Source organism: Nocardioides nitrophenolicus, assembly GCF_016907515.1.
Lineage (GTDB): Bacteria > Actinomycetota > Actinomycetes > Propionibacteriales > Nocardioidaceae > Nocardioides > Nocardioides nitrophenolicus.
Genome location: NZ_JAFBBY010000001.1, coordinates 5330481 through 5356362, shown reverse-complemented (window position 1 = coordinate 5356362; position 25882 = coordinate 5330481). Strand labels below are relative to the sequence as shown.

Here is a 25882-nt window from a genome sequence, read left to right as displayed (position 1 = left end):
GCCACCTTAGGCCGAGTGGCTCGTCACGCGCTCCAGGTCCGGACGACGAGTGGCACGCCGGGCCGGTAGGCGAGGTGCACGTGGGTGGGCGCGTCGAGCAGCTGCAGGTCGGCCCGGCCGCCGACCACGACGCGGCCCACGTCGGTGCGACCGAGGGCGGCGGCGCCGCCGGCGGTCGCGGCCCAGACCGCCTCGGCGGGCGTCATCCCCATCTCCCGGACGGCGAGCGCGATGCAGAACGGCAGCGAGCTCGTGTAGCAGGAGCCCGGGTTGCAGTCGCTGGCGAGCGCGACGGTGACACCGGCGTCGATCAGCCGGCGGCCCGACGGGTAGGGGTGCTTCGTGCTGAACTCGACGCCGGGCAGCAGCGTCGCGACGGTGCCGGCGTCGCGCAGGGCGTGGACGTCGTCGTCGCTGAGGTAGGTGCAGTGGTCGACGGCGGTGAGGCCGAGCTCGGCGGCGAGGCGGACACCGGGGCCCTCGCCGAGCTGGTTGGCGTGGAGGCGGCCCTTCAGGCCGACGGCCGCACCGGCGGCGAGAATGGTGCGGGCCTGGTCCTCGTCGAAGGCGCCGCGCTCGCAGAACACGTCGATCCAGCGCGCGTGGGGGGCGGCGGCCTCGAGCATCGGGCCGGTGACCAGGTCGACGTAGCCGGCCGGGTCGTCGGCGTACTCGGGGGCGACGACGTGGGCGCCGAGGAAGGTCGTCTCGTCGGTGAACTCACGGGCGACGCGCAGCGAGCGGGCCTCGTCCTCGACCGACAGGCCGTAGCCGGACTTGATCTCGAGCGTGGTCGTGCCCTGGCGGCGCATCTCGGCGACGTGGCGTGCGACGCCGGCCGCGAGCTGGTCGTCGGACGCCGCACGGGTGGCCGCGACGGTGGTGCGGATGCCGCCCGCGGCGTAGGACTCCCCCGCCATCCGGGCCTGGAACTCCAGCGACCGGTCGCCCGCGAACACCAGGTGGCTGTGGCTGTCGACGAAGCCGGGCAGCACCGCGCGGCCCTGGGCGTCGACGACCTCGTCGGCGGCGGGCGCGTCGGCGGCCGCACCGACCCACGAGACGACGCCGTCGGTGAGGACGACGGCCGCGTCGGTGCGCACGCCGAGCAGGTCGCCCGGCTCAGCGGCGGGGTCGTTGGTGACCAGCTCGCCGATGTTGGTGATGAGCAGGCTCATGGGTTCCAGATCCTTCCGATCACGTCGTCGAGGGAGCGCCCGACGGCGCCGTGGTCGCCCTCGAACACGACCTTGCCGTCGACCACGACGTGCGTGACGTCGGCCGCGGCCGCGGCGAAGACGGCGGCGTGCTCGTCCCGGCCGGTCCCGGCGGTACGGGGCGAGGCGAGGTCGATGGTGACGAGATCGGCGCGCTGGCCGACCGCGATCGCGCCCGCGTCGGCGAAGCCGAGGCTGCGGTGGCCGTCGGCGGTGCCGGCGAGCAGCAGCTCGGCGGCGGTCCAGTGGCCGCGGGCCTGGGTGGCGAGGCGCTCGTCCATCTCCACGGCGCGCATCTCCTCGAAGGCGTCGATGACCGCGTGGCTGTCGGAGCCGAGCGTCAGCACCGATCCGGCCTCCTGCAGCGCGCGCGCCGGGCCGATGCCGTCGCCGAGATCGCGCTCGGTGGTGGGGCAGAACGACGCGAACGCGCGCGCCTCCCCCAACAGTCGGATGTCCTCGTCGGTCAGGTGGGTGGCGTGGACCGCGCTCGTCATCGGGCCGAGCACGCCGTGGTCGGCGAGCAGTCGGGTCGGCGTGACGCCGTGGGCGGCGACGCAGTCGGCGTTCTCCTTGACCTGCTCGGAGAGGTGCACGTGGACCGGTACGCCGTCCGCGACGTAGGGGGCGAACGCCTTCAGCGCGTCGGCGGGGACCGCGCGCACCGAGTGGGCCGCGACACCGATCAGGGAGGCGGCGCCGGTCAGCGGGGCGAGCGCGAAGACGCGCTCGTGCCAGGCCTCCGCGGTGCCGTCGGAGAAGCGGCGCTGCACGCCCTCGGGGGCGGCGCCGAAGCCGCTCGACAGGTAGAGCGTGTCGAGCAAAGTGATCCGGATGCCGGCGTCGCGGGCCGCGGCGAGGAGGGCGTTGCCCATCGCGTTGGGCTCGTCGTACGGCGTCCCGCCGGCCTGGTGGTGGAGGTAGTGGAACTCGCCGACCGAGGTGTAGCCGGCCGCGACCATCTCGGCGTACGTGGCCTTGGCCAGCTCGTAGTACGTGTCGGGATCGAGCCGCCCGGCCACGGCGTACATCTGCTCGCGCCAGGTCCAGAAGGTGCCGCGGTCGGTCTGGGTGCGCCCGCGCAGGGCCCGGTGGAAGGCGTGGCTGTGGGTGTTGGCGAGGCCGGGCAGGGTGAGCCCGCGCAGCGGGATGCCGGTGGTCGTGGCGTCGGGATCGACGGAGGTGATCCGCCCGTGCTCGACCTCGACCCGGACGGTGTCCCGGACCCGGCCGTCGACCCACGCCCGCTCGAGCAGGTACGCCGTCACGGCGCGACCAGCCCGGTGAGCGCGTCGGCCAGCGCCTCGACGCCGGCCAGGCAGTCGGCTGTCTCGGCGGACTCGTACGGCGAGTGCGAGACGCCCGACGGGTTACGGACGAAGAGCATCGCGGTGGGGATGCCGGCGTCCTGGAGGATCCCGGCGTCGTGGCCGGCCTGGGTCGGCAGCACCGGCACTCCCCCGAGCCGCGCGACGAGCTCGTCGCGCAGCGCGGTGTCGAAGGCGACCTCGCCGCTGACCGACTCGGGCGTGACCGTGACCGTGGTGCCGTCGCGGCCGCCTCGGTCGAGGGCCTGCTTCTCGACGGCGGCGACGAGGGCGGCCAGCGCGGCGTCGGACTCGGCCCGGGCGTCGAGCCAGGCGGTGACGTGGGAGGGGACGGCGTTGGTGCCATTGGGCCGCACGTCGATCCGGCCGAAGGTCGCGCGCTGCCCCGAGAGGCGAGCCTGCTTGTTGGCGGCGAGCGCGGTCATCGCGTAGGTGAGCATCGGGTCGGCGCGGTCCTCCATGCGAGTGGTGCCCGCGTGGTCGGCCCGGCCGGCGATGTCGTAGCGGTAGCGCCCGTGCGGCCAGATCGCGCTGTGTACGCCGACGGGTGCGTCGAGGTCGATCAGGCCGCGGCCCTGCTCGACGTGGAGCTCGACGTAGGTCGCGACGCCGTCGAGCAGGGTCGACGTGCCTCCCTCGATCACGTCGCCCAGACGAACGCCCTCGCGGTCGGTGAGCTCGCGCGCGACGTCCCAGGTGGTGGTGCCGACGGCGAGCCGGGAGCCGAGGCAGGCCCGGCCGAAGCGGGAGCCCTCCTCCTCGACGAACGCCGCGACCCCGAGCCGCCGCGCCGGCTGCACCCCGCGCGAGCGCATCAGGTCGACCGCGGCGAACGACGAGACGACGCCCAGCGGGCCGTCGTACGCACCGCCGTCGAGGACGGAGTCGAGGTGGGAGCCGGTGAGCACCTTGTCCGTGCCCGAGCCGAGGCTGTCCGGCCCCCACCAGGCGACCAGGTTGCCGAACGGGTCCTCCTCGAGCTCGAGCCCCCGGGCCGTGGCCGCCTCGCGGAACCACGCCCGCAGCTCGAGCTCGGCGGAGTGCCAAGGCTGGCGGAAGTAGCCGCCGGAGGACGCCGAGCGTCCGACGGGCGCGAGGTCGCGCCACATCTGCTCGAAGTCGGCCACCTGGGTCACGTGATCAGCCCTCCTGCATGGGGATCCGGACGCCGCGCTCGGCGGCCACCTCGATCGCCCGCGGGTAGCCCGCGTCGACGTGGCGGATGACGCCCATGCCCGGGTCGTTGGTCAGCACGGCCTCGATCTTCGCAGCAGCCAGCTCAGTGCCGTCGGCGACGCACACCTGCCCGGAGTGGATCGAGCGGCCCATGCCGACACCGCCGCCGTGGTGCAGCGACACCCAGGTGGCGCCGGACGCGACGGCGGTCATCGCGTTGAGCAGCGGCCAGTCGGCGATCGCGTCGGAGCCGTCGAGCATGGCCTCGGTCTCGCGGTAGGGCGACGCGACGGAGCCGCAGTCGAGGTGGTCGCGGCCGATCACGATCGGCGCCTTGAGCTCCCCGTTCTTGACCATCTCGTTGAACTTGAGGCCGGCCAGGTGGCGCTCCTGGTAGCCCAGCCAGCAGATCCGCGCCGGGAGGCCCTGGTAGTGGACCCGCTCCTGGGCCATGCCGATCCACTTGTGGAGCCGCTCGTTGTCGGGGAACAGCTCGAGGATCGCCTTGTCGGTGGCGGCGATGTCGGCCGGGTCGCCGGAGAGCGCGGCCCAGCGGAAGGGGCCCTTGCCCTCGCAGAACAGCGGCCGGATGTACGCCGGGACGAAGCCCGGGAACTCGAACGCCCGGTCGTAGCCGCCCTTGCGCGCCTCGTCGCGGATCGAGTTGCCGTAGTCGAAGACCTCGGCGCCGGCGTCCTGGAACTCCACCATCGCCCGCACGTGCGCGGCCATCGACGCCTGCGCGTCCTTCGTGAAGCCCTCCGGGTCGCGCTCGGCGGTCTGTTGCCACTCCTCGAACGGCACGCCCACGGGCAGGTACGACAGCGGGTCGTGCGCCGACGTCTGGTCGGTGACGATGTCGATCGGCGCCTTCATCTCCAGCAGCTTCGGGAAGATCTCGGCGGCGTTGCCGAGCAGGCCGATGGACAGGCCGCGTCGTTCGTCGCGCGCGGCCACCGCCAGCTCGAGCGCGTGGTCGAGGTCGTCGGCCTGGACGTCGAGGTAGCGGTGCTCGATGCGACGGGTGATCCGGCTCTGGTCGACGTCGACGCAGATCGCGACGCCGTCGTTCATGGTGACGGCGAGCGGCTGGGCGCCGCCCATGCCGCCGAGCCCGGCGGTCAGCGTGATCGTGCCGGCGAGCGTGCCGTCGAAGCGCTTGTCGGCGACCGCGGCGAACGTCTCGAAGGTGCCCTGGAGGATGCCCTGGGTGCCGATGTAGATCCACGAGCCGGCCGTCATCTGGCCGTACATGGTGAGGCCGAGCTCCTCCAGGCGGCGAAACTCCTCCCAGTTGGCCCAGTCGCCGACCAGGTTGGAGTTGGCGATGAGCACGCGGGGCGCCCACTTGTTGGTCTTCCAGACGCCGACCGGCTTGCCGCTCTGGACGAGCATGGTCTCGTCGTCCTCGAGGTCGCGCAGGGTGCGCACGAGGGCGTCGTACGCCTCCCAGCTGCGCGCGGCCTTGCCGGTGCCGCCGTAGACGACGAGGTCCTCGGGACGCTCGGCGTTCTCGGGGTCGAGATTGTTCATCAGCATCCGCAGCGGGGCCTCGGTCTGCCACGACTTCGCGGTCAGCTCGGTGCCGGTGGCGGCGTGGATGGGGAGGCGCGGGTTGTCCTGCTGGGTGGTCATGCGAGTTCTCCGATCACGTTCGCGACGGCCGCGGTGACGGAGCGGTCGGCGACGAGCTGGTAGGCGGTGTCGATCTCGGGGGCGAGGAAGCGGTCGGTGCCGGGGCCGCCGACGCCGGCGCCGCGGAGCAGCTCGGCGACGGCGCCGGTGGCGGGGCTGGGGGTGAGCGGGGCGCGCAGGTTGAGCGCCCGGGCCGCCGTCATCAGCTCGATCGCGAGGACTCGGGTGAGCCCGTCGACCGAGCGGCGGAGCTTGCGCGCGGACGACCAGCCCATCGAGACGTGGTCCTCCTGCATGGCGCTCGACGGGATCGAGTCGACGCTGGCGGGGTTGGCCAGGCGCTTGAGCTCGGAGACGATCGCGGCCTGGGTGTACTGCGCGATCATCAGGCCGGAGTCGACGCCCGGGTCGTCGGCCAGGAACGGCGGGAGGCCGTGGTTGCGGGCCTTGTCGAGGAAGCGGTCGGTACGACGCTCCGCGATCGACGCGAGGTCGGCGGTGACGATCGCGAGGAAGTCGAGCACGTAGGCGACCGGCGCGCCGTGGAAGTTGCCGTTGGACTCGACGCGGCCCTGGTCGGCGAGGACCACCGGGTTGTCGACGGCCGACGCGAGCTCGCGAGAGGCCACCGAGGCCGCGTGGGCGACCGTGTCGCGCACGCCGCCGTGGACCTGGGGCGAGCAGCGCAGCGAGTACGCGTCCTGCACCCGGTTGCAGTCGGGGCCGCGGTGCGAGGCGACGACGCCGGAGTCGCGCAGCAGCGCGGTGAGGTTGGCCGCGGAGGCCGCCTGGCCGGGGTGCGGGCGGATGGCCTGCAGCTCGGGCGCGAACACCCGGTCGGTGCCGAGCTGGCCCTCGACCGACATGGCCGCGGAGATGTCGGCGACCTTGAGCAGCTCGGTCAGGTCGTGGATCGCGAGCACGAGCATGCCGAGCATGCCGTCGGTGCCGTTGATGAGGGCCAGGCCCTCCTTCTCCTGCAGCTCGACCGGCGTCAGCCCGGCCGCGGCGAGGGCGGTGGCGGCATCCGTGAGCTCGCCGTCGGCCGTGCGCACCGGGCCCTCCCCCATGAGCGCGAGCGCGCAGTGCGCCAGCGGCGCCAGGTCGCCGGAGCAGCCGAGCGAGCCGTACTCGTGCACGACGGGCGTGATGCCGTGGGTCAGCAGGGCGGCGAGCAGCTCGGCGGTCTCCCGCCGTACGCCGGTGCGGCCGGTCGCCAGCGTCGACAGGCGCAGCAGCATCAGGCCGCGGACCACCTCGCGCTCGACCTCGGGGCCGCTGCCGGCCGCGTGCGAGCGGACCAGCGAGCGCTGCAGCTGGGCGCGCAGCTCGGGGGCGATGTGCCGGGTGGCGAGCGCGCCGAACCCGGTGGAGACGCCGTAGTGGGGCGTCGGGGACGCGGCGAGGTCCTCGATGACCGCGCGCGCCTTGTCGATGGCCGCCAGGGCCTCGTCGCTGAGCACCACACCGGCGCCCCCACGGGCGACCGCGACCACGTCGTCGAACGAGACCGCACCCGTACCGATCGTCACTTTCTCCATGCCACGATCCTGTGCCTCAGGGGGTGGCGTCCACCAGGGCCTCGCGGCATGATGAGTCTCAGATCCGAGACAGCGTGACCTCACCGACAAGCCGCGAAGGAGCTGCGATGCCCCAGGTTCCCGCCGCGACCAGGGCCCTGCGCGTGCTGCGCTTCCTCGCCGCGCAGCCGGAGCCGGTCCCGGTCGAGCGGATCGCGCGCGAGCTGGCGATCCCCCGGTCCACGACGTACCACCTGCTCCAGGCGATGGCCGACGAGGGCTTCGTGGTGCACCTGCCCGACGACCGTCGCTACGGCCTCGGGGTGGCGGCCTTCGAGGTCGGCTCGGGCTACGCACGTCAGGCCCCGCTGCAGCGCCTGGCCCGCCGGCCGCTCGCCGCTCTCGTCGACCGCACCGGCCACAGCGCCCACCTCGCGGTCCCCCACGGCCGCGACGTGCTGTACGTCGTGGAGGAGCGTGCCCCCGGACGGCCCCCACTCGTCACCGACGTCGGCGTCCGGCTGCCCTCGCACCTGACCGCCAGCGGACGCGCGATCCTCGCGCACCTGCCGGCCAGCCAGGTCCGCGCGCTCTACCCGGACCGGGCGTCGTTCGTGGACCGGACCGGCGTCGGCCCCAGCTCACCCACGGCGTTGCGCTCGGTGCTCGCCCAGACCCGGCAGCGCGGGTTCGCGGTCGAGGACAGCGAGGTCACCCAGGGCATGGCGAGCGTCGCGGCCGCCGTTCTCGACCACAACGCGATGCCGGTCGCCGGGGTCGCCATCACCTACCCGACCGACGAGTTGGACGCCGGGCAGCGCGCCCGGCTGGCGCGAGCGGTCGTCGCCACGGCCGGCACTCTCGGCCGCCGGCTGCGCGGCCGATAGGGCGGGTCTCCGAAACGGATGTGACCTCTGTGGTTTCGGCACACCCGCCCGGGGGGATCCCTCCCAGGCCAGGAACCACCGAAGGGAGCACCACATGCGACTTCTCACCGCCGGGCCGTCCGCCCTGCTGTTGACCGCCGCCGTCACCTTGGCGACGCCCGCCGTCGCCACCACCTCCGAGACGCCGTCGGCCGTGCGCGCCACCGCCGCCGCGCCCGCGATCTCCATCGCCGTCAAGAGCACGGTCGTCGAGAAGGGCAAGAAGGTCGTCGTCACCGGCGCCGTCACCAGCAAGAAGGTCACCAAGGTGACCCTCCAGCAGAAGCGGGCCGGCTCGAAGTGGAAGGCCCAGGCGACCGTCAAGGTCAAGGCCGACGGCACCTACCGGGTCAAGGACAAGACCACCACCGCGGTCCTCCGCAAGTACCGCGTGGTCAGCGCCGCAGGCCCGAAGAAGAAGTCCGCCAAGGTGACCGTCGGGGTCTACGAGTGGAAGGACCTGACCAAGCTGAAGACGCGCACGATCTCGGGCTGGTCGGTGGAGAAGTCGGTCCAGATCAACGCGACGGCCTACGGCCCGGCGCTCGTCGGGTACAACTGGAGCTACGCCACGCGGCTGGTCGACTACAACGTGAACCGCAACTGCGTGGCGCTGCGCGCCCGCCTGGGCCTCGGCGACAACTCGGACGCGACGGCACAGGCGACCATCTCGGTCCTCAGCGACGACGCCGCGGTCTACTCGAAGGCCTTCCGGCTGACCCAGTCGGAACTGGTCACGGTGCCGCTGAGCAGCCCGTTCCGCCTGGGGCTCTCGTTCACCGTCGACAACCCGGGCAACCTGCCGACGGCGCCCAACCCGGTTCCCGTCGCCGCCGACCCCGAGGTCTTCTGCACCTCGGCGTAGCCGCCGCCGGCTCAGCCGTCCGTCACGAGGTCGGCTTCGGGATTGCCCCCGAAGCCGACCTCGTTGCCGTCCGGGTCCCGGAAGATCACCTTGCGCACGCCCTCGCCGTAGACCTCCTCGGCGTCCGGTTCGATCCCGCGGGCCCTGATCGCCGCCACCCGGTCGTCGAGGTCGGCGACGAAGAGCGTCTGCACGGCGCCACCGGCCCGCTCGGGACGCTCCTCGACGACCAGCCAGCGGTGCGGGGCCACCTCCCACACGGACTCGGTCTCGTGCGCCATGAACGACGGCGGCCCGCCCAACAGCGCCTCGTACCACGGCCGGACCGCGGCGTGGTCCCGCACGCAGATGCCCGCGAACAGCTCGACTCCGTCGGCCAGGAAATCGCTCATGCCTGGTGGAGACCGGCCGCGCGGGCCCGATTCATCGGCCGCCTCATGGCGCGCGGAGCATCAGGGTCAGCCGCTCGATGCCGGCGGCGCCGAACTCGAGGTGCAGGTAGCGCCCGTCGACGACGTACCGCAGGCCGTGGGGGCCGCGCCACTCCGGCGCCCCGAACAGGGCGACGGCGTCCTCGGCGCCGACGCCCGGGTCGAGCCCGTCGAGGAGCGCCGTGGGACGCGGGTAGGACGCCACCCGGACGAAGATCGTCTCGACCACGCCCCGGCGTACGGCGACCTCCAGCCCGTTGGCCCGGAGCACCGCTCCGGCCCAGCGCAGCTCCGTGACGTCGCGAGGTACGACGACGCCCACGGTGGCCGCGACCGCGCGCAGAGCGGCGGCTCCGTCGGGACCGCCGAGGTGCTGGAGCAGCGCCCGCGCGTCGCCGGCGACCACGTCGGCGGCGGGGCTGTCGTCGGGCAGCCGGCGCAGGTCCACCGACGGTGGCGTGCCGCTGGCCCGGTCCACCCAGTCGGTGAACTCGTCCTCGCCGACGGCCGGCCACTCCGACGGCACGACCACGCCGAAGGTCGACTCGACCCAGGCCCGGAAGGGCCCCAGCGCCGCGACCGGCTCCTCGTCGCCGGGCGGCAGCCCGAGGTCGTAGTCGGTCAGCTCGCGGTAGCCGATCGCCACCAGCCGCAGGAAGTCGACGGCGGAGTCGGCGAGGAGGTAGCTCTCGCCCTCCGAGCCCAGGCCGACGAAGCGCGGCGTGCCCTCGTCGTCGAGCCAGAGCGCCACGGCGGAGCCGTCGCCAGCGATCGTGCCGATCGGCACCAGCCGTCCGACCGGGAAGCCCGGGACCAGCCAGTGCTCCAGGAACTCCTCCAGGACGCCGAACACGACGCCGAGCACGCGCTCGCCCGCGTAGGGCGTGAGGAAGTAGCCGTGGTCGCTGTCGATGCCCCAGCCCTGCTCCTCCATCCAGCTCCATGCCTGCTCGAGCTCGTCGGGCACCTCCAGGCCGGCCGGGAGGTGGGGCACGAGGGCCGCGAGCATCTGGGACACGCCTCGGCCCGTGCCCGCCCGCCGGCTCCCGCAAACGCCGCCCGTCAGCCGCCCGTCAGCCGCCCGGGGATCGCACCTGCCGCCGTCGCCACCAGTCGACCACCTCGTGCCCGGCCGGCAGGCCGTAGGCGGCGGTCATCACCTCCGCCAGCTCACCGAGGCGTGCCGCGCGCCCGTCCGCGTCCGCGCGCTGGGCCGCCTCGGCCAGCCGCGCGCCCGCCCGCCACGCGCCGGCGTCGCTCGGGAGGGGCAGCCCGGCGAGCTGGCGGGCGCTGACCTTGACCGAGCCCGCGGTCAGCCCGGCGCCGAGGTAGCGGGTGGCGGCGTGGGCGGCGACCGGCGGCGCCAGCAGCACGGCCAGCAGCCGCCACAGGTCCTCGCCGTCATGAGGTACGACGCTCACCACCGGCACCGACGGCAGCCAGCCGCCGGCCTCGTCGGCGACCGCCTCGATCACCCGGCCCTGCCCGGCCACCAGCAGCTTGGGCACCAGCCGGGACTCGGCCCACGCCGCGAGCGTGCCGTCGGATCGCAGGGCGGCGAGGTCGACCGCCGGGGCGTCGTACGAGCGGCGGGCGAAGCGGGTCGGCGCTCTCCCCCAGCGCAGCTCGGCGGGGTCGATCAGACCGGTGGTGACGAGCGGCGTGCCGCCGGGCAGGCGGTCGTGGACGAAGGGCGCCAGGCCGTAGTACTGGTCGCGGAAGTCGGCGGTGCAGGTCGCCAGGTCCCCGAGCGGCCGCGAACTGACCAGGCGCACGGCCGGGATGCCGAAGTGAGGAGCGGCCAGCGCGCCCCAGCCGTCGGGGTCGGTGGCGGGCCGGGCGCCCACGCGCACCACCGGGACGCAGGTGAGCACGGTGGTCCCGTCGAAGACCGGCCGCGCGGCGCACCAGAAGTCGGTGACCGCGCCGTGCGCGGCGACCGCCTCCCGGACCGGGCCCGCGTCGCGCGTGGCGAGTACGGAGAGCGGCTGGACGAGCGCGACCGTGCCGCCCGGCCCGACCAGGTCGAGCGCGCGGCGCAGGAAGACCGCGCTGGTGTCGGTGTAGGCGCCCAGGCCGCGCCGGTGGTCCTCGCTGCGCCCGGCCGAGCGCCGGCGCAGCTGACCCAGGAAGGGCGGATTGCCGACGACGGCGTCGAAGGTCCGGCCCTCCCAGGCGACCAGCCCGTCGGCGACCACGACCCGCTCGGCGATCTCCGCGGCCGAGAGGTCCGGCTCGAGTGCCTGCAGCCGCTCCCGTGCGATCCGCACCGCCTCCGGGTCGAGGTCGGAGCCGTGCACGGCGCGCACGCCGAGTCGGCGTGCCGCCGCGACCAGGAAGTGCCCGGTTCCGCAGGCGGGGTCGAGCACCGTCCCGGCCGCCGGCAGCGCATGGTCGAGCACCCAGTCGACCAGCTCGGCCGGGGTGTAGAACGAGCCCTGGGCGCGCCTGCGGTCGCGGTCGTTGACGGCCAGATGGCGCTCGTAGGCAGTGGCCGCCTCGTCCGCCTCGTGCCCGCGCGCCATGCTGGGACCCTAGAGGAGTCATGTTATAGTCAAACTGACTACAACATCGAGGAGCTGTGATGGACCGGACCGGGTTGCTCACCGACCGCTACGAGCTGACCATGCTCGACTCCTTCGTGCGCGACGGCAGCGCCGGCCGGCCGGCCGTGTTCGAGGCGTTCGCCCGCCGCCTGCCCGAGGGGCGCCGCTACGGGATGCTCGCGGGACTCGGCCGGCTGCTCGAGGCGCTCGAGCACTTCACCTACGCCGCCGACGAGCTCGCCTGGCTGGAGGCCGAGGGCGTCATCGGGGCCGAGACCGCCCGCTATCTGGCGGACTTCCGCTTCCGCGGCGACGTCGACGGCTACCGCGAGGGCGACCTCTATTTCCCCGGCAGCCCGATCCTCACCGTCACCGGCACCCTCGGCGAGTGCCTGCTGCTGGAGACGCTCGTCCTGAGCATCCTCAACCACGACACCGCGATCGCCAGCGCGGCCGCACGCATGGTCGACGCGGCGGGCGGCCGGCCGATCATCGAGATGGGTGGCCGGCGCACCCACGAGGAGGCCGCCGTCGCCACCGCGCGCGCGGCCTACCTCGCGGGCTTCGCGACGACGAGCAACCTCGCAGCGGGCCGAAGGTACGGCGTACCCACCGCGGGCACCGCCGCCCACGCGTTCACCCTCGCCCACGACACCGAGGCCGACGCCTTCCGCAGCCAGGTCGAGGCGCTCGGCGTCGGCACCACGCTGCTGGTCGACACCTACGACATCGCCGACGGCATCCGCACCGCCGTCGAGGTCGCCGGCACCGACCTCGGCGCGATCCGGATCGACTCCGGCGACCTGGCCGAGGAGTCCCACAAGGCACGGGTCCTGCTCGACTCCCTGGGCGCCGAGCGGACCCGGATCGTGGTCACCAGCGATCTCGACGAGTTCGTGATCACCGCGCTCGCGGACGCCCCGATCGACGGCTACGGCGTCGGCACCCGCGTCGCCACCGGCTCCGGCCACCCGACCGCGAGCATGGTCTACAAGCTCGTCGCGATCGCCGACGGGCCCGGCGAGCCGCTGCGCCCGGTCGCGAAGAAGTCCAAGGACAAGGGCTCGGTCGGCGGCCGCAAGCAGGCCTTCCGCGCGTACGACGACGCCGGCGTCCTGCGCGCCGAGTGGTTCACCGGCCAGGCCGCTCCCCCACCCGACCCGACCTCCCGGGCCGTCCAGGTGGCGCTGATCCGGGCCGGCGAGGTCGTGCACCGGCCCACGCTCGCCGAGGTCCGGGACTTCGCGGCCGCGACCCTCGCCACCCTGCCCGCCGACGCGCGCACCGTCGCCGCCGGGCCGGCGTACCTCACCACCACGCTGCGCGAAGAAACCCGAGAGGAGACAGCCATGGACAGCACCCGGGCCCTGGTCGTCGTCGACGTCCAGAACGACTTCGTCGAGGGCGGCTCGCTGGGCGTCACCGGCGGGCGCGAGGTCGCCGGTCGGATCAGCGACCACCTCGCCGCCCACGCCGGCGACTACGCCGTGGTCGCGGCCTCCCGCGACTGGCACCACGCGGGCGACACCAACGGCGGCCACTTCCACGAGCCCGGCACCGAGCCGGACTTCGTGACCACCTGGCCGGTGCACTGCGTACAGGGCGAGACGGGCGCGGAGTACGCGCCGGAGCTGGCGACCGCCGCCGTGACCCACCACGTGGTCAAGGGCATGGGCGAGCCGGCGTACTCCGCCTTCGAGGGGGTCACCGCCGACGGCGAGCGGCTGGCCGACGTGCTGCGCGACGCCGGGGTCACCGAGGTCGACGTCACCGGCATCGCCACCGACTACTGCGTCCGCGCCACCGCGCTCGACGCCGTGCGCGAGGGCTTCCGGGTCCGGCTGCTCGCCGGCCTGCACGCCGGCGTCGCACCCGACTCGTCGAAGGCGGCGCTCGAGGAGCTCGCCGCGGCCGGCGTGGAGGTGACCCGATGAGCTACACCACCGAGTACCCGCCGTTCGCGGTGGCCGTGGACCTGGCCGTGTTCACCATCCGCGACGGCGCCCTCGCCGTCCTCCTGGTCGAGCGCGGAGAGGAGCCGTACGCCGGCTCCTGGGCGCTGCCCGGCGGGTTCGTCGAACCCGACGAGGACGCCGAGCAGGCCGCCTGGCGTGAGCTGCGCGAGGAGACCGGCATGGCGCGCTTCCCCGGGCATCTCGAGCAGCTGCGCACCTACTCCGCCCCCGACCGCGACCCGCGCCAGCGTGTCGTCTCGATCGCCCACGTCGCCCTGGCCCCCGACCTGCCGGAGCCCCAGGCCGGCACCGACGCCTCCGACGCGCGATGGTGGGTGGTCGACGACCTGCTCGAGGGCGGCGACGACGGCGACGGGCCCACGCTCGCCTTCGACCACCGCCAGATCCTGCTCGACGCCCGCGAGCGGGTCCGGGCCAAGCTGGAGTACACCACCCTCGCCACCGAGTTCGTCGCCGAGCCGTTCACGCTCCCCGAGCTGCGCCGGGTGTACGCCGCCGTGTGGGGCACGCCGCCCGACCTCGGCAACTTCCGCCGCAAGGTGCTCGGGACCGACGGCTTCGTCGTCCCCACCGACGTGCGGGGCGAGGCCACCGAGGCCGGTGGCCGGCGGGCATTGCTGTACCGGCGCGGCCCGGCGACCGTCGTATCGCCGCCGATGGCGCGGGGCTGAGCCGGCGATGGGCGACTTCGCCGACCGGCTCCAGGCCGGGCTCACCGACGACCGACGGCTCCCCGACACCCTGCGCGCCGCCCTCGACTTCCTCGAGGAGATCGGTGCCCGGATCGACAACGACCACGGCACCTTCCTGCGGCTCTACCCGGGCGAGCCGGAGGACGGCCAGTCCGGCGTCTACTTCGCGCTCCCGGACCCCGCGCACCTGCGCTACTACACCGGGAACGACGACCCGGCCGAGACCTCGTCCGTCGTACCCATCGCGCGGACCGGCGGCGACGGCTCCTACGCCGCCCTCTGGTACGACGGCGACCGGGTCCGCTTCGGCCACCTCGGGTCCGGCTCCGGCTCGAGCTGGGTCGGCCTGATCGCCGACGACCCGGTCGACTTCCTGCGCTTCCTCGCGATCGGGTACGGCGAGCCGGCCTGGCCCGAGGTGCACGCCCTCACCCCCGCCGAGGACCTGGCCCGCGAGCTCGCCGACGCCGACGAGTCCGAGCGCTTCGACCTGCGCCCGCCCGTCGAGCTGCAGGACTGGCTGCGGCGCACCTTCGGCGCCACCACCCCGGCCCGCGCCGACGAGATCGTCGCCCGCACGCCCCACATCGACGCCGAGACCGACGACGACCCGTTCTGGCGGCACATCAGCGCGATCAGCCGGTAGCACTCCGCTCCGCGCTGAGCTGGGTCGGCTGGGCGGGGCGCTCCGGGCGGCGTGGGCGGGGTGCTCCGGGCGGCGTGGGCGGGGTGCACGGCGCTGTAACACGGAGTTCGCTGCCCTCCCGGACCCGGGACGTCGCGAACCGGCGTCCGTGCGGGTCCGTGACATACGACGTACGTCGCACAGGCCAGCGAACAACGTGTTACAGCAGGCCCGACCGCGAGCGGCGGGTGCCGAGGACCTCCGCAGGCGCTGCAACACGTTGTTCGCTGCTCTCCCGGACCCGGGACGTCGCGGACCGGCGTCCGTGCGGGTCCGCAACATGCGGCGCGAGTCCGGTAGGTGCGCGAACTACGTGTTACAGCGGCGTGGCCCCGCCCGGCCCCAGCCACCCACTCACTCAACCAACTGGTTGACAAACCCAGCCACCCCCTGTGTACTCAACCACATGGTTGAGCAAGACGACCGACTCTCCCGGGTCTTCGGCGCCCTCGCCGACCCGACCCGGCGCGACATGGTGGCCCGGCTCGCGGCGGGCGACGCGACGGTGAGCGAGCTCGCGGCGCCGTACGACGTGTCGCTCCAGGCGGTCTCCAAGCATCTCAAGGTGCTGGAGGAGGCCGGTCTGGTCAGCCGCAGCCGGGACGCGCAGCGGCGTCCGGTCCACCTGGACGCGGAGGTGTTCGACCTGATGACGAAGTGGATCGAGCGCTACCGACGGCAGGCCGAGGAGCGCTACCGCCGACTGGACCAGGTCCTCGCCCGGATGCAGGGCGAGGACGATCAGCGAAACGAAGGAGCAGCAGGATGACCACCACCCCCGAGACCCTCATCGAGGCCGACCCCGAGGTGCCGACCGTGCGGATGGTCCGCGAGTTCGACGCCCCGCGCGAGCTCGTCTTCCGCGCCCACGTCGAGCCGGACCTGGTCAAGCAGTGGCTGGGTCCCGACTCGATCGGGATGGACATCGACGTGTGGGACATCCGCACCGGCGGCGAGTACCGCTACACCGCGACCCGGGAGGGCGCGGAGGTCGCGCACTTCTACGGCGCGGTGCACCGGGTCGACCAGAACGAGAAGATCGTGCAGACCTTCGGTTTCGAGGAGATGCCCGACGCGGTCAGCCTCGACACCATGGTCTTCGTCGAGCTGCCCGGCGGCCGGTGCCGGCTCGAGGCGCTGTCGGTGGTCTACGACTTCGAGTCCCGCGCCGGGATGCTCGCCAGCGGGATGGAGGTCGGCGTCAACGAGGGGTACGCCGCACTCGACCGCCTGCTCGCCTCCCTGACCGGAGCCCAGGGATGATCCCGGCCGAGCCCGCCGAGGAGCACCGCACCGTCGCGGGCGTCTTCGGCGAGAAGGTGCGCGGAGTCGGCGCGGACGGCTGGGACGCGCCGACCCCGGTCGCCGAGTGGCGCGCCCGCGACGTCGTCCGACACCTGGTCGAGTGGTTCCCCGCCTTCCTCGCCGACGGCTCCGACCTGCGGCTCGCGGCCGGACCCGACGTGGACGCCGACCCGGTCGCGGCCTGGGAGCACCACGCCGCCGGCGTGCAGGCACTGCTCGACGACCCGGCCACGGCGGACGTGGTCTTCGACCACCCGCGGCTGCCTCTGCTGCACCTCCCCCAGGCGATCTCGCAGTTCTACACCGGCGACGTCTTCATGCACACCTGGGACCTGGCCCGCGCCACCGGCCAGGACGACACCCTCGACGCCGAGCGCTGCCGGGTGATGGTCGAGGGAATGGCACCGCTCGACGAGATGCTGCGCCAGAGCGGCCAGTACGGCGCCCGGGTGCCGGTCCCCGAGGACGCGCCCTGGCAGGACCGGCTGGTCGGGTTCATCGGCCGCGACCCGTCCTGGCGGCCGTAGCCGGCCGGAGCGCTGTCGGCGGCCGGTCCTAGCCTCGATCCATGGCGTACGACGAAGAGCTGGCCGGGCGGCTCCGCGACCTCCTCGCCGAGGAGCCGGGGGCGGCGGGCCGCGAGCTGACGGAGAAGAGGATGTTCGGCGGGCTGGGTTTCATGGTCGACGGCCACATGGCGCTCGCGGCCAGCGGCCAGGGCGGCCTGATGGTGCGCGTCGACCCGGCGGAGGGCGAGGAGCTGGTGGCGACCACGCCGGCGTACCCGATGGAGATGCGGGGGCGGTCGATGACGGGCTGGCTGCGCGTCGATCTCGCCGACCTCGCCACCGACGAGGCGCTGGCCGCGTGGGTGCGTCGCGGCGCGACCTACGCCGCGTCGCTGCCGGCGAAGTGAGGTCCTTCTGGGCGGCGCTGCCCAGGGAGGGCCGCTGGCTGCTGTCGACCGTCGCGATCCAGACCCTCGGCCGCGGCCTGACGCTGCCGTTCACGCTGATCTACCTGCACGAGGTCCGCGGCTTCGACCTAGGGCTGTCCGGCACCCTGATGGCACTGATCGCGGTGGTCGGCTTCCTGGTGACCGGTCCGGGCGGCGCCCTCGTCGACCGCTACGGCGCCCGCGCGGTGCTGCTGGTCGGGTTGGCCGCCATGATCGCCGGCAACCTGACCCTCGCCTTCGCGACGACGCCGGCGCTCGCCGCGGTGGCGCTGGTCCTGGTCGGCTTCAACTTCGGCGTGTCCTGGCCGGCGTTCAACGCGCTGATCGCGGCGGTGGTGAGCGGGGAGCTGCGCCAGCAGTACTTCGGCATCAACTTCGCGCTGGTCAACCTCGGCATCGGCGTCGGCGGTGTGGTCGGCGGGCTGTTCGCCGACGTCGACCGGCCCGGCACCTTCACCGCGATCTTCGTCGGCGACGCGCTCACCGGCCTGGTCCCGCTCGCCCTGCTGCTCGGCCCGTTGCGCCACGTCCACGGGCGGGCGAGCGCGCCGGCGGACGGCGCCACCCCCGAGGCGGTCGGCTACCTCGCCATCCTCAGGCAGCCGGCGGTGCGCTGGCTGACCCTGCTCACCTTCGTCGGCACCTTCATCGGCTACGGCCAGCACGAGGCCGGCTTCCCGGGCTTCGCGCGCCAGGCCGCGGAGGTGTCGACCCGCACCGTCGGGCTGGCGTTCGCGGTCAACACGGTGGTGATCGTGGTGCTGCAGTTCTCGGTGCTCAACCGGATCAAGCGACACCTGCGCACCCGGGTGATGATCGCCATGGCCGCGATCTGGGCGGTGGCGTGGGCGCTGCTCGGCGCGGCGGGCGTGGTGCCGGGCGGGGGCCTGGCGATCGCGGGCGTGCTCGCCTACATGGCGGTGTTCGCGCTCGGCGAGACCCTGCTCCAGCCGACCGTCCCGGCGATGGCCAACGACCTCGCGACCGACCACACCCGCGGTCGCTACAACGCGATCACCGCGGCGGCCTTCCAGGGCGGGGCGATCGCCGGTCCGGTGGTCGCCGGCTTCCTGCTGCAGCACCACCTCGGAGCGGCGTACGTCGGCGTGATGGTCGCCGGCTGCGCGGCGATCGCGGTGATGGCGCTGGTCCTCGAGCGGCACGTCCCGGCGGCCGCCAACGGCGTCGGCGCGAGCTCCGCCACCGCCGAGGTGACCTGACCCGACACGATTTCGTCGCAGGGTCACCACAACCGTAGGATTTGCGGTCGTGAAGCACACGGTCCACGCATGATCTCGTTGAAGTCGTTCTGGACCGCACTCCCCACCGAAGGCCGGTGGCTGCTGTCCACGGTGGCGATCTCCACCCTCGGCCGCGGCCTGGTGCTGCCGTTCACCCTCATCTACCTGCACGAGGTGCGCGGCTTCGGGCTCGGGCTGTCCGGCGCACTGATGGCCGTCATCGCCCTGTCGGCGTTCGTGGTGACCGGCCCCAGCGGCGCGCTCACCGACAGGTACGGCGCCCGGGTGGTCATGCTGGGCGGCCAGTCGGCGATGGTGCTGGGCACCGTGCTGCTCGCGTTCGCGACCACCCCGGCCGCGGCAGCGGTCGCGCTGGTCCTGCTCGGCATCAACTTCGGCGCCTCGTGGCCGGCGTTCAACTCCCTCATCGCGACCGTGGTCGAGGGCGAGGTGCGCCAGCAGTACTTCGGCGTGAACTTCGCGCTCACCAACCTCGGGCTCGGCGTCGGCGGCATCGTGGGCGGGCTGTTCGCCGACGTCGCGCGGCCGGAGACCTTCACCGCGATCTACCTGGCCGACGCGGCCTCCGGCCTGATCCCGCTCGCGCTCTTCCTCGGTCCGCTGCGCCACCTGCACGGCCGGGTGCTGCACCCGCCTCGCGACCTCGCGGCCGGCATGGCGCCCGGCTACCGCGCCATCCTGCGCAGTCCCGCGGTGCGCTGGCTGACCCTGCTGACCTTCGTCGCCACCTTCATCGGCTACGGCCAGTTCGAGGTCGGGCTGCCGGCCTTCGCCCGCGGCGACGCCGGGCTGTCGACGGAGCTGATCGGCGTCGGCTTCGCGCTCAACACCTTCGTCATCGTCGCCTTCCAGTTCACCGCGATGGGCCGGATCCGGGGCCGGCGCCGCACCCGAGTGCTGGCGGTGATGGCCGTGCTCTGGGCCGCCGCCTGGCTGCTCCTCGGCGCCGGCGCGCTCGCCCCCGGCAGTGCGCTGGCGATCATCGGCCTGCTCGGCTTCGGCATCGTGTTCGGCATCGGCGAGACCCTGCTCCAGCCCACCCTGCCCGCGATCAACAACGACCTCGCCGCCGACCACCTCCGCGGCCGCTACAACGCCCTCAACGCCGCCGCCGTCCAGGCCGGCACCGTCGCCGGGCCGATCGTCGCGGGAGTGCTCCTCGAGCACGGTCTGGGCGCCGCGCTGATCGCGCTGATGGTGCTCGGGTGCGTCGCGATCGTGGCGGTGACGACGGTGCTCGAGCGGCACCTGCCGGCCGCGGTCAACGGGCGGGTGGTCGTCGTACCGGAAGCGGTCAGGTAGCCGTCGCCGGGCTGGCGAACCACAGCGTGCGGTGCGTCCAGTTCGCCGGCCCCAGCCGCTTCCCGGAGCAGACCACGATCACCACCGCCGGCGGCCCGTCGACCGCGTCCCAGCCCGGGTAGCCGGCGCTGGCCAGCACCTCGGTGCGCTCGGTGACGGTGTAGCAGGCCGCCTGCTTCCCGGCGCGCAGCACGAGCCGGCCGCCGACCTCCAGGCCGGAGAGCAGCCGGTTGCCGAGGGCGGTGCCGTCGGGCCAGGTGTGCGTGTTCAGCAGGACGTGGCCCTCGGTCGACCCGGGCTCGACGCCGCCGCGGTCCCAGGCGAAGGACAGCTTGTCGGAGACCGGAGGCACGCCCGGCACCCCGGCCGCGTCGCGCGGCAGGGCCAGCACCCGCGCCCGGCGGACGATCCCCGGGACGGTGACGGCCGTCGGCGCGAACCCGGTGGTCGCGGGCCGCGCGCAGGGATCCCTCGGCGGCGGGGGCGGTGCGGGAGCCGGGGCCGGGGTCACCGTCGGCGACGGTACGGCGACCGGCCGGGTCGGCTCGTCGCCGCCCCTCAGCACCAGCCACGCGACCAGCGCCGCGAGCACGACCGCGACCACGCCGACCACGCCGACGGGCAGTGCCCGATCGCGCCGGCGGGTCCCCTCCTCCACAGCCACCCGCCCATTGTGACGGTTGTGTCGGTGCCGTGCGCGAGGATGACGGGATGGACGACCCCCTGGCCCGCTTCAGCGAGGCGACGCGCGCCTGGTTCCGCGCCGCCTTCGCCGAGCCCACCGCCGCCCAGGCCGGCGCGTGGGACGCGATCGCGCGCGGCCAGCACACCCTCGTCGTCGCGCCCACCGGCTCCGGCAAGACGCTCAGCGCCTTCCTCGCCGGGCTCGACCGGCTGCTCACCACGCCCGCGCCCGACGACCGACTGCACCGCACCCGCGTCCTCTACGTCTCCCCGCTCAAGGCGCTGGCCGTCGACGTGGAGCGCAACCTGCGGGCCCCGCTGACCGGCATCCGCCAGACCGCCGAGCGGCTCGACCCCGGCCGGCCGCTGCCCGAGGTCACGGTCGGCATCCGCTCCGGCGACACCCCGGCCGCCGAGCGCCGCCGCCTCGCGACCCGGCCCCCCGACGTACTGATCACGACGCCGGAGTCGCTCTTCCTGATCCTCACCAGCCAGGCCCGCGAGACCCTGCGCGGGATCGAGACGGTGATCCTCGACGAGGTCCACGCCGTCGCCGGCACCAAGCGCGGCGCCCACCTGGCGCTCAGCCTGGAGCGGCTCGACGCGCTGCTCCCCCGGCCGGCGCAGCGGGTCGGGCTGTCGGCGACGGTGCGGCCCACCGAGGAGGTGGCCCGCTTCCTGGGCGGCTCCGCGCCGGTCGAGATCGTGGCGCCGCCGACCCACAAGGAGTGGGACCTGCGCGTGGAGGTGCCGGTCGAGGACATGACCGAGCTGGGCCAGGTGATCGACGACGACGACCCGACCGCTCCTCCCGCCCGGGCCAGCATCTGGCCCCACGTCGAGCAGCGGGTCGCCGAGCTGATCGGCGAGCACCACTCCACCATCGTGTTCACCAACGGCCGCCGCACCGCCGAGCGGCTGACCGCGCGCCTCAACGAGATCACGGCCGAGCTGACCACCGAGGGGATCACGCCTCCGGCGCAGATCATGGCCCAGTCGGGTGCCGCGGCCGGGGCCCCGCCGGTGCTCGCGCGCACCCACCACGGCTCGGTGTCCAAGGAACAGCGGGCGCTGGTCGAGGACGACCTCAAGTCCGGCCGGCTGCCGGCGGTGGTCGCCACCAGCAGCCTCGAGCTCGGCATCGACATGGGCGCGGTCGACCTCGTCCTCCAGATCGCGTCCCCGCCGAGCGTCGCGAGCGCGCTGCAGCGGGTCGGGCGCGCGGGTCACCAGGTGGGCGAGACCTCGGCCGGCGTCTTCTTCCCCCAGCACCGCGGCGATCTCGCGCCCGCCGCGGTGGCGGTCGCCCGGATGCGCACCGGCGGCATCGAGGCGCTGCGGGTGCCGGCCAACCCGCTCGACGTACTCGCCCAGCAGGTCGTCGCCGCGACCGCCGCCGACGAGTGGGACGTCGACGAGCTGTTCGCGCTGGTCCGGCGCAGCGCGCCCTACGCCCAGCTGCCCCGCTCGGCCTACGACGCCGTGCTCGACCTGCTCGCCGGGCGCTACCCCTCCGACGAGTTCGCCGAGCTGCGGCCGCGGATCACCTGGGACCGCGTCACCGGCGTCGTCAGCGGCCGCCCCGGCGCCCAGCGGCTCGCGGTGACCAGCGGCGGCACGATCCCCGACCGCGGTCTCTACGGCGTCTTCCTCGCGGGTGAGGGCACCAACCGCCGGGTCGGCGAGCTCGACGAGGAGATGGTCTACGAGAGCCGGGTGGGCGACGTGTTCGCGCTCGGTGCGACCAGCTGGCGGATCGAGGACATCACCCACGACCGGGTGATCGTGACCCCGGCGCCGGGAGTGCCCGGTCGGCTCCCGTTCTGGAAGGGCGACACGGCGGGCCGCCCGACCGAGCTCGGCGAGGCGATCGGCGCCTTCACCCGCGAGCTCGCCGCGCTACCCGACGCCACCGCCGAGGCCCGCGCTCGCGAGGTCGGGCTCGACGACAACGCCGCCGCCAACCTCGTCGCCTACCTCCGCGAGCAGGTCGAGGCGACCCGGGTCCTGCCCAGCGACACCACGGTCCTGGTCGAGCGCTTCCGCGACGAGCTCGGCGACTGGCGGCTCGCCGTGCACTCCCCCTACGGCACCGCCGTCCACGCCCCGTGGGCGCTGGCGATCAACGCCCGGCTGCGCGAGCGCTACGGCATCGACGGGCAGGCCCTGGCCTCCGACGACGGCATCGTGATCCGGATCCCCGACACCGACGCCGATCCGCCGGGCGCCGACCTGATCGCGTTCGAGCCCGACGAGATCGCCGACCTCGTCACCCGCGAGGTCGGCGGCTCCGCCCTCTTCGCGGCGCGCTTCCGGGAGTGCGCCGCGCGGGCGCTGCTGCTGCCGCGTCGCGACCCCGGCCGCCGCTCGCCGCTGTGGCAGCAGCGCCAGCGCGCCGCCGCGCTGCTCGAGGTCGCCGCCCGCTATCCCGCGTTCCCGATCGTCCTGGAGACCGTGCGCGAGGTCCTCAACGACGTCTACGACCTGCCCGGGCTGACCACCCTGCTGCGCCGGGTCGAGCAGCGCGAGGTCACCGTCACCGAGGTCGAGACCACCCAGCCCTCGCCCTACTCCCGCACGCTGATGTTCGGCTACGTCGCCCAGTTCGTCTACGAGGGCGACTCGCCACTCGCCGAGCGCCGGGCCGCCGCGCTCACCCTCGACCAGGGGCTGCTCGCCGAGCTGCTCGGCCGGGCCGAGCTGCGCGAGCTGCTCGACCCCGACGTGCTGGCCGAGGTCGAGGCCGAGCTGCAACGCACCCTCCCCGAGCGCCGGGCCCGCGACCCCGAGGGCCTGGTCGACCTGCTCCGGCTGCTCGGTCCGCTCACCGCCGCCGAGGTCGCCGCCCGCGCCCGCGACGAGGCGCCGGTGGCCGAGTGGCTGGCCGACCTGGTCGCGGCCCGGCGGGTGGTCGAGGTGCGGATGGCCTACGGCGACGCGTGGGCCGTGGTCGAGGACGTCGCCCGGCTCCGCGACGGCCTCGGCGTCCCGGCCCCGCCCGGCACCCCCGCCGCCTTCACCGAGCCGGTCGAGGATCCCCTGGCCGACCTGGTCGGACGCTATGCCCGCACCCACGGGCCGTTCACCGTCGACCAGGTCGCCACCCGGCTCGGCCTCGGGGTCGCCGTCGTCCGCCACACCCTCCAGCGGCTGGAGGCGCAGGGCCGGGTGCTGTCCGGCGAGTTCCGGCCAGTCGGGGCGGGCGAGGAGTGGTGCGACGTCGAGGTGCTGCGCCGGCTGCGCCGGCGCTCGCTGGCCCGGCTGCGCCACGAGATCGAGCCGGTCGAGCCGACCACGTTGGCCCGGTTCTCGACCGCCTGGCACCAGATCACCACCGGCAAGGGACCCCGCGGCGTCGACGGGCTGCTCCACACCATCGAGCAGCTCGCGGGGGCGCCGATGCCCGCGAGCGCGCTGGAGTCGTTGGTCCTGCCGGCCCGGGTGCGCGACTACGAGCCGGCCCTGCTCGACGAGCTCACCGCCACCGGCGAGGTCGTCTGGTCCGGCCACGGTGCACTGCCGGGCAGCGACGGCTGGGTCTCGCTCCACCTCGCCGACCGGGCCCCGCTCACCCTCCCCGAGCCGGGGCCGGTCGAGGACCCGCTCCACCAACGGGTGCTCGACGTGCTGGCGCCGGGCGGCGCCTGGTTCTTCCGGCAGGTCGCCGACCAGGTCTCCCGGGCCTGCCTCGACGCCGGCGAGGACGCCCCGCTCGACGACGCGGTCAGCGCCGCGCTGTGGGCCCTGGTGTGGAGCGGCCACCTCACCAACGACACGCTCACCCCGTTGCGTGCCCTGACCCGCTCCGGCCGCGCCGCCCACCGCACCCGCCGCGCCCCCGCCCGTCCCGGCCGGGTCGCGCGCACCGGCCCTCCCGAGACCGCCGGTCGCTGGGCGCTGCTGCCGGCGATCGACCCCGACCCGACCCGTCGCGCCCACGCCGCCGCCGAGCAGCTCCTCGAGCGCCACGGCGTGGTGACCCGTGGCGCGGTCGTCAACGAGCGGGTGCCGGGCGGCTTCGCCGCGGTCTACAAGGTGCTCAGCGCGTTCGAGGACGCCGGCCGCTGCCGGCGCGGCTACTTCGTCGAGGGCCTCGGCGCCGCCCAGTTCGGCTCCGCCGGCGCGGTCGACCGGCTCCGCTCGTTCTCCTCGACCGGCCCGGGCGCCGCCCCTGACGCCGGCGCCAAGCCGGTCGCCGTCGCGCTGGCCGCCACCGACCCGGCGAACCCCTACGGCGCCGCGCTCCCCTGGCCGAGCGCCGAGCGCGGCCCGGACGCTCCGGGTCACCGTCCGGGCCGCAAGGCCGGCGCCCTGGTCGTGCTGGTCGACGGCGCGCTGGTCCTCTACGTCGAGCGTGGCGGCCGCACCCTCCTCACCTGGACCGAGGAGCCCGACCTGCTCGCTCCCGCGGCCGAGGCGCTGTCGACGGCGGTCCGCCGGGGCACGCTCGGCCAGCTCACCGTCGAGAAGGCCGACGGCACCGCCCTGCTCGGCAGTGGTGGCCCGCTGCGCGACGCCCTCGCGGCGGCCGGCTTCGTCGCCACCCCGCGCGGGCTGCGGATCCGTGCCTGAGGGCGACGCGGTCCGGCGCACCAGCGACCGGCTGAACCGGGCGCTCGCCGGCCAGGTCCTCGCCGGCTCCGACCTGCGCGTCCCCCAGCTCGCCACCACCGACCTGACCGGCGCCACGGTCGAGCGCACCACCACCCACGGCAAGCACCTGCTGACCCGACTCACCCTGCCCGACCGCGCCCGGCTCACCCTCCACACCCACCTGAAGATGGAGGGCAGCTGGCGGGTGATCGCGCCCGGCGCCGGGTGGCCGGGGCCGGCCCACGAGGCCCGCGTGGTGCTGAGCGCGCAGCGGGCCGAGGCGATCGGCTTCCGGCTCGGCCTGGTCGAGCTGCTGCCCACCGCCGAGGAGGAGTCCGTGGTGGGGCACCTCGGCCCCGACCTGCTCGGCGCCTGGACCGCCGACGACGAGACCACCGCGCTGGCGCGGCTGACCGCCGCGCCCGGGCGCGTGCTCGGCAGCACCCTGCTCGACCAGACGGTCGTCGCGGGCCTCGGCACGATCTGGATGTCCGAGGTCTGCTTCGTCCAGGGCGCCCACCCCCAGGCCCCGGTCGCGAGCGTGGCCGACCCGCTGCGGCTGCTGCGCCGCGCCCGGCTGATGCTGCGCTCCGGGCTCGAGCACGGCCAGCCGCTGACCACGGGCGACCGGCGCGACCCGGTCTGGGTCTACCGACGCCAGCGGCAGCCGTGCCTGCGCTGCCGCACGACGATCCAGGCCGGACCGGTGGGCGAGGCCGGACGCGAGCGCACGACGTACTGGTGCCCGCGCTGCCAGCCGGCGACGTGACCCGGGTCTCGT

Annotated in this window: 22 protein-coding genes and 1 pseudogene; 14 read left to right on the top strand and 9 right to left on the bottom strand. The window is 74.5% G+C overall.

Annotated elements, in window-relative coordinates; all coding sequences use genetic code 11:
- Window positions 1-23 precede the first annotated feature (23 nt).
- Genes hutI through hutH form a run of 5 tightly spaced genes read right to left on the bottom strand, consistent with a single transcriptional unit; the run spans window position 24 to window position 6897 of the window.
- A complete protein-coding gene (gene hutI / locus JOD66_RS25625) occupies window positions 24-1178 on the bottom strand; it encodes an imidazolonepropionase (RefSeq protein ID WP_204839603.1) in 1155 nt (384 codons plus the stop codon).
- On the bottom strand, window positions 1175-2485 hold the full coding sequence (locus JOD66_RS25620) for a formimidoylglutamate deiminase (RefSeq protein WP_204839602.1): 1311 nt from the start codon (window positions 2483-2485) through the stop codon (window positions 1175-1177). The genes hutI and JOD66_RS25620 overlap by 4 nt, the downstream gene beginning before the upstream one ends.
- Window positions 2482-3681 carry an allantoate amidohydrolase gene (locus JOD66_RS25615; protein WP_307823716.1) on the bottom strand — a complete coding sequence of 400 codons (1200 nt, stop codon included), beginning with the start codon at window positions 3679-3681 and terminating at the stop codon, window positions 2482-2484. Before JOD66_RS25615 ends, JOD66_RS25620 begins: the two co-directional genes overlap by 4 nt.
- 4 nt (window positions 3682-3685) lie before the next feature.
- Window positions 3686-5356: a urocanate hydratase gene (gene hutU / locus JOD66_RS25610; protein WP_204839601.1), complete on the bottom strand. Its 1671-nt coding sequence runs from the start codon at window positions 5354-5356 to the stop codon at window positions 3686-3688.
- Complete coding sequence (hutH, locus tag JOD66_RS25605; RefSeq protein ID WP_204839600.1) at window positions 5353-6897, bottom strand: histidine ammonia-lyase; 1545 nt, start codon at window positions 6895-6897, stop codon at window positions 5353-5355. The genes hutU and hutH overlap by 4 nt, the downstream gene beginning before the upstream one ends.
- 107 nt (window positions 6898-7004) lie before the next feature.
- Here hutH and JOD66_RS25600 point away from each other — a divergent pair, with 107 nt between their 5' ends.
- Window positions 7005-7763: an IclR family transcriptional regulator gene (locus JOD66_RS25600; protein ID WP_204839599.1), complete on the top strand. Its 759-nt coding sequence runs from the start codon at window positions 7005-7007 to the stop codon at window positions 7761-7763.
- Between the two features lie 94 nt (window positions 7764-7857).
- Entirely contained in the window at window positions 7858-8667 is an 810-nt protein-coding gene (locus tag JOD66_RS25595) for a hypothetical protein (protein WP_204839598.1), read from the top strand.
- 11 nt (window positions 8668-8678) lie between these two features.
- Here JOD66_RS25595 and JOD66_RS25590 read toward each other — a convergent pair whose 3' ends face one another.
- From JOD66_RS25590 to JOD66_RS25580, 3 genes are all read right to left on the bottom strand, one after another.
- Complete coding sequence (locus tag JOD66_RS25590; protein WP_204839597.1) at window positions 8679-9059, bottom strand: VOC family protein; 381 nt, start codon at window positions 9057-9059, stop codon at window positions 8679-8681.
- A 43-nt stretch (window positions 9060-9102) separates the two neighbouring features.
- Entirely contained in the window at window positions 9103-10107 is a 1005-nt protein-coding gene (locus tag JOD66_RS25585; RefSeq protein ID WP_204839596.1) for a hypothetical protein, read from the bottom strand.
- A 64-nt stretch (window positions 10108-10171) separates the two neighbouring features.
- Entirely contained in the window at window positions 10172-11623 is a 1452-nt protein-coding gene (locus JOD66_RS25580; RefSeq protein ID WP_204839595.1) for an HsdM family class I SAM-dependent methyltransferase, read from the bottom strand.
- Window positions 11624-11682: 59 nt separating this feature from the next.
- Here JOD66_RS25580 and JOD66_RS28805 point away from each other — a divergent pair.
- From JOD66_RS28805 to JOD66_RS25535, 10 genes and pseudogenes are all read left to right on the top strand, one after another.
- A pseudogene (locus tag JOD66_RS28805) lies at window positions 11683-12990 on the top strand (nicotinate phosphoribosyltransferase); the annotation flags it as partial.
- A 3-nt stretch (window positions 12991-12993) separates the two neighbouring features.
- Window positions 12994-13578 carry an isochorismatase family protein gene (locus tag JOD66_RS29760; RefSeq protein WP_239547124.1) on the top strand — a complete coding sequence of 195 codons (585 nt, stop codon included), beginning with the start codon at window positions 12994-12996 and terminating at the stop codon, window positions 13576-13578.
- Complete coding sequence (locus JOD66_RS25570) at window positions 13575-14291, top strand: NUDIX hydrolase (RefSeq protein ID WP_204839593.1); 717 nt, start codon at window positions 13575-13577, stop codon at window positions 14289-14291. The genes JOD66_RS29760 and JOD66_RS25570 overlap by 4 nt, the downstream gene beginning before the upstream one ends.
- A 7-nt stretch (window positions 14292-14298) precedes the next feature.
- Entirely contained in the window at window positions 14299-14958 is a 660-nt protein-coding gene (locus JOD66_RS25565; RefSeq protein WP_204839592.1) for a hypothetical protein, read from the top strand.
- 445 nt (window positions 14959-15403) lie between these two features.
- Window positions 15404-15766 carry an ArsR/SmtB family transcription factor gene (locus tag JOD66_RS25560; protein WP_204839591.1) on the top strand — a complete coding sequence of 121 codons (363 nt, stop codon included), beginning with the start codon at window positions 15404-15406 and terminating at the stop codon, window positions 15764-15766.
- A complete protein-coding gene (locus tag JOD66_RS25555) occupies window positions 15763-16260 on the top strand; it encodes an SRPBCC family protein (RefSeq protein ID WP_204839590.1) in 498 nt (165 codons plus the stop codon). Before JOD66_RS25560 ends, JOD66_RS25555 begins: the two co-directional genes overlap by 4 nt.
- Window positions 16257-16829, top strand: a complete 573-nt coding sequence (locus tag JOD66_RS25550; RefSeq protein ID WP_204839589.1) for a TIGR03086 family metal-binding protein — start codon at window positions 16257-16259, stop codon at window positions 16827-16829. Before JOD66_RS25555 ends, JOD66_RS25550 begins: the two co-directional genes overlap by 4 nt.
- Before the next feature lie 41 nt (window positions 16830-16870).
- Window positions 16871-17218: a TfoX/Sxy family protein gene (locus JOD66_RS25545; protein ID WP_204839588.1), complete on the top strand. Its 348-nt coding sequence runs from the start codon at window positions 16871-16873 to the stop codon at window positions 17216-17218.
- A complete protein-coding gene (locus JOD66_RS25540; RefSeq protein ID WP_204839587.1) occupies window positions 17170-18480 on the top strand; it encodes an MFS transporter in 1311 nt (436 codons plus the stop codon). The genes JOD66_RS25545 and JOD66_RS25540 overlap by 49 nt, the downstream gene beginning before the upstream one ends.
- A 69-nt stretch (window positions 18481-18549) precedes the next feature.
- Window positions 18550-19824: an MFS transporter gene (locus JOD66_RS25535; RefSeq protein ID WP_204839586.1), complete on the top strand. Its 1275-nt coding sequence runs from the start codon at window positions 18550-18552 to the stop codon at window positions 19822-19824.
- Here JOD66_RS25535 and JOD66_RS25530 read toward each other — a convergent pair.
- Entirely contained in the window at window positions 19817-20488 is a 672-nt protein-coding gene (locus tag JOD66_RS25530) for a class F sortase (protein WP_204839585.1), read from the bottom strand. The two genes, JOD66_RS25535 and JOD66_RS25530, sit on opposite strands and share 8 nt — an antisense overlap.
- A gap of 47 nt (window positions 20489-20535) precedes the next feature.
- Here JOD66_RS25530 and JOD66_RS25525 point away from each other — a divergent pair, with 47 nt between their 5' ends.
- Entirely contained in the window at window positions 20536-25080 is a 4545-nt protein-coding gene (locus JOD66_RS25525) for an ATP-dependent helicase (protein ID WP_204839584.1), read from the top strand.
- A complete protein-coding gene (locus tag JOD66_RS25520; RefSeq protein WP_204839583.1) occupies window positions 25073-25870 on the top strand; it encodes a DNA-formamidopyrimidine glycosylase family protein in 798 nt (265 codons plus the stop codon). Before JOD66_RS25525 ends, JOD66_RS25520 begins: the two co-directional genes overlap by 8 nt.
- Window positions 25871-25882: the final 12 nt, after the last annotated feature.

Coding starts and splice junctions, on each gene's coding strand:
- JOD66_RS25580 (WP_204839595.1), bottom strand. CDS start 11,623: ATGGCGCGCGGGCACGAGGCGGACGAGGCGGCCACTGCCTACGAGCGC.
- JOD66_RS25570 (WP_204839593.1), top strand. CDS start 13,575: ATGAGCTACACCACCGAGTACCCGCCGTTCGCGGTGGCCGTGGACCTG.
- JOD66_RS25525 (WP_204839584.1), top strand. CDS start 20,536: ATGGACGACCCCCTGGCCCGCTTCAGCGAGGCGACGCGCGCCTGGTTC.
- JOD66_RS25590 (WP_204839597.1), bottom strand. CDS start 9,059: ATGAGCGATTTCCTGGCCGACGGAGTCGAGCTGTTCGCGGGCATCTGC.
- hutU (WP_204839601.1), bottom strand. CDS start 5,356: ATGACCACCCAGCAGGACAACCCGCGCCTCCCCATCCACGCCGCCACC.
- JOD66_RS25550 (WP_204839589.1), top strand. CDS start 16,257: ATGATCCCGGCCGAGCCCGCCGAGGAGCACCGCACCGTCGCGGGCGTC.
- JOD66_RS29760 (WP_239547124.1), top strand. CDS start 12,994: ATGGACAGCACCCGGGCCCTGGTCGTCGTCGACGTCCAGAACGACTTC.
- JOD66_RS25560 (WP_204839591.1), top strand. CDS start 15,404: ATGGTTGAGCAAGACGACCGACTCTCCCGGGTCTTCGGCGCCCTCGCC.
- JOD66_RS25565 (WP_204839592.1), top strand. CDS start 14,299: ATGGGCGACTTCGCCGACCGGCTCCAGGCCGGGCTCACCGACGACCGA.
- JOD66_RS25595 (WP_204839598.1), top strand. CDS start 7,858: ATGCGACTTCTCACCGCCGGGCCGTCCGCCCTGCTGTTGACCGCCGCC.
- JOD66_RS25545 (WP_204839588.1), top strand. CDS start 16,871: ATGGCGTACGACGAAGAGCTGGCCGGGCGGCTCCGCGACCTCCTCGCC.
- JOD66_RS25600 (WP_204839599.1), top strand. CDS start 7,005: ATGCCCCAGGTTCCCGCCGCGACCAGGGCCCTGCGCGTGCTGCGCTTC.
- JOD66_RS25535 (WP_204839586.1), top strand. CDS start 18,550: ATGATCTCGTTGAAGTCGTTCTGGACCGCACTCCCCACCGAAGGCCGG.
- JOD66_RS25555 (WP_204839590.1), top strand. CDS start 15,763: ATGACCACCACCCCCGAGACCCTCATCGAGGCCGACCCCGAGGTGCCG.
- hutI (WP_204839603.1), bottom strand. CDS start 1,178: ATGAGCCTGCTCATCACCAACATCGGCGAGCTGGTCACCAACGACCCC.
- JOD66_RS25585 (WP_204839596.1), bottom strand. CDS start 10,107: ATGCTCGCGGCCCTCGTGCCCCACCTCCCGGCCGGCCTGGAGGTGCCC.
- hutH (WP_204839600.1), bottom strand. CDS start 6,897: ATGGAGAAAGTGACGATCGGTACGGGTGCGGTCTCGTTCGACGACGTG.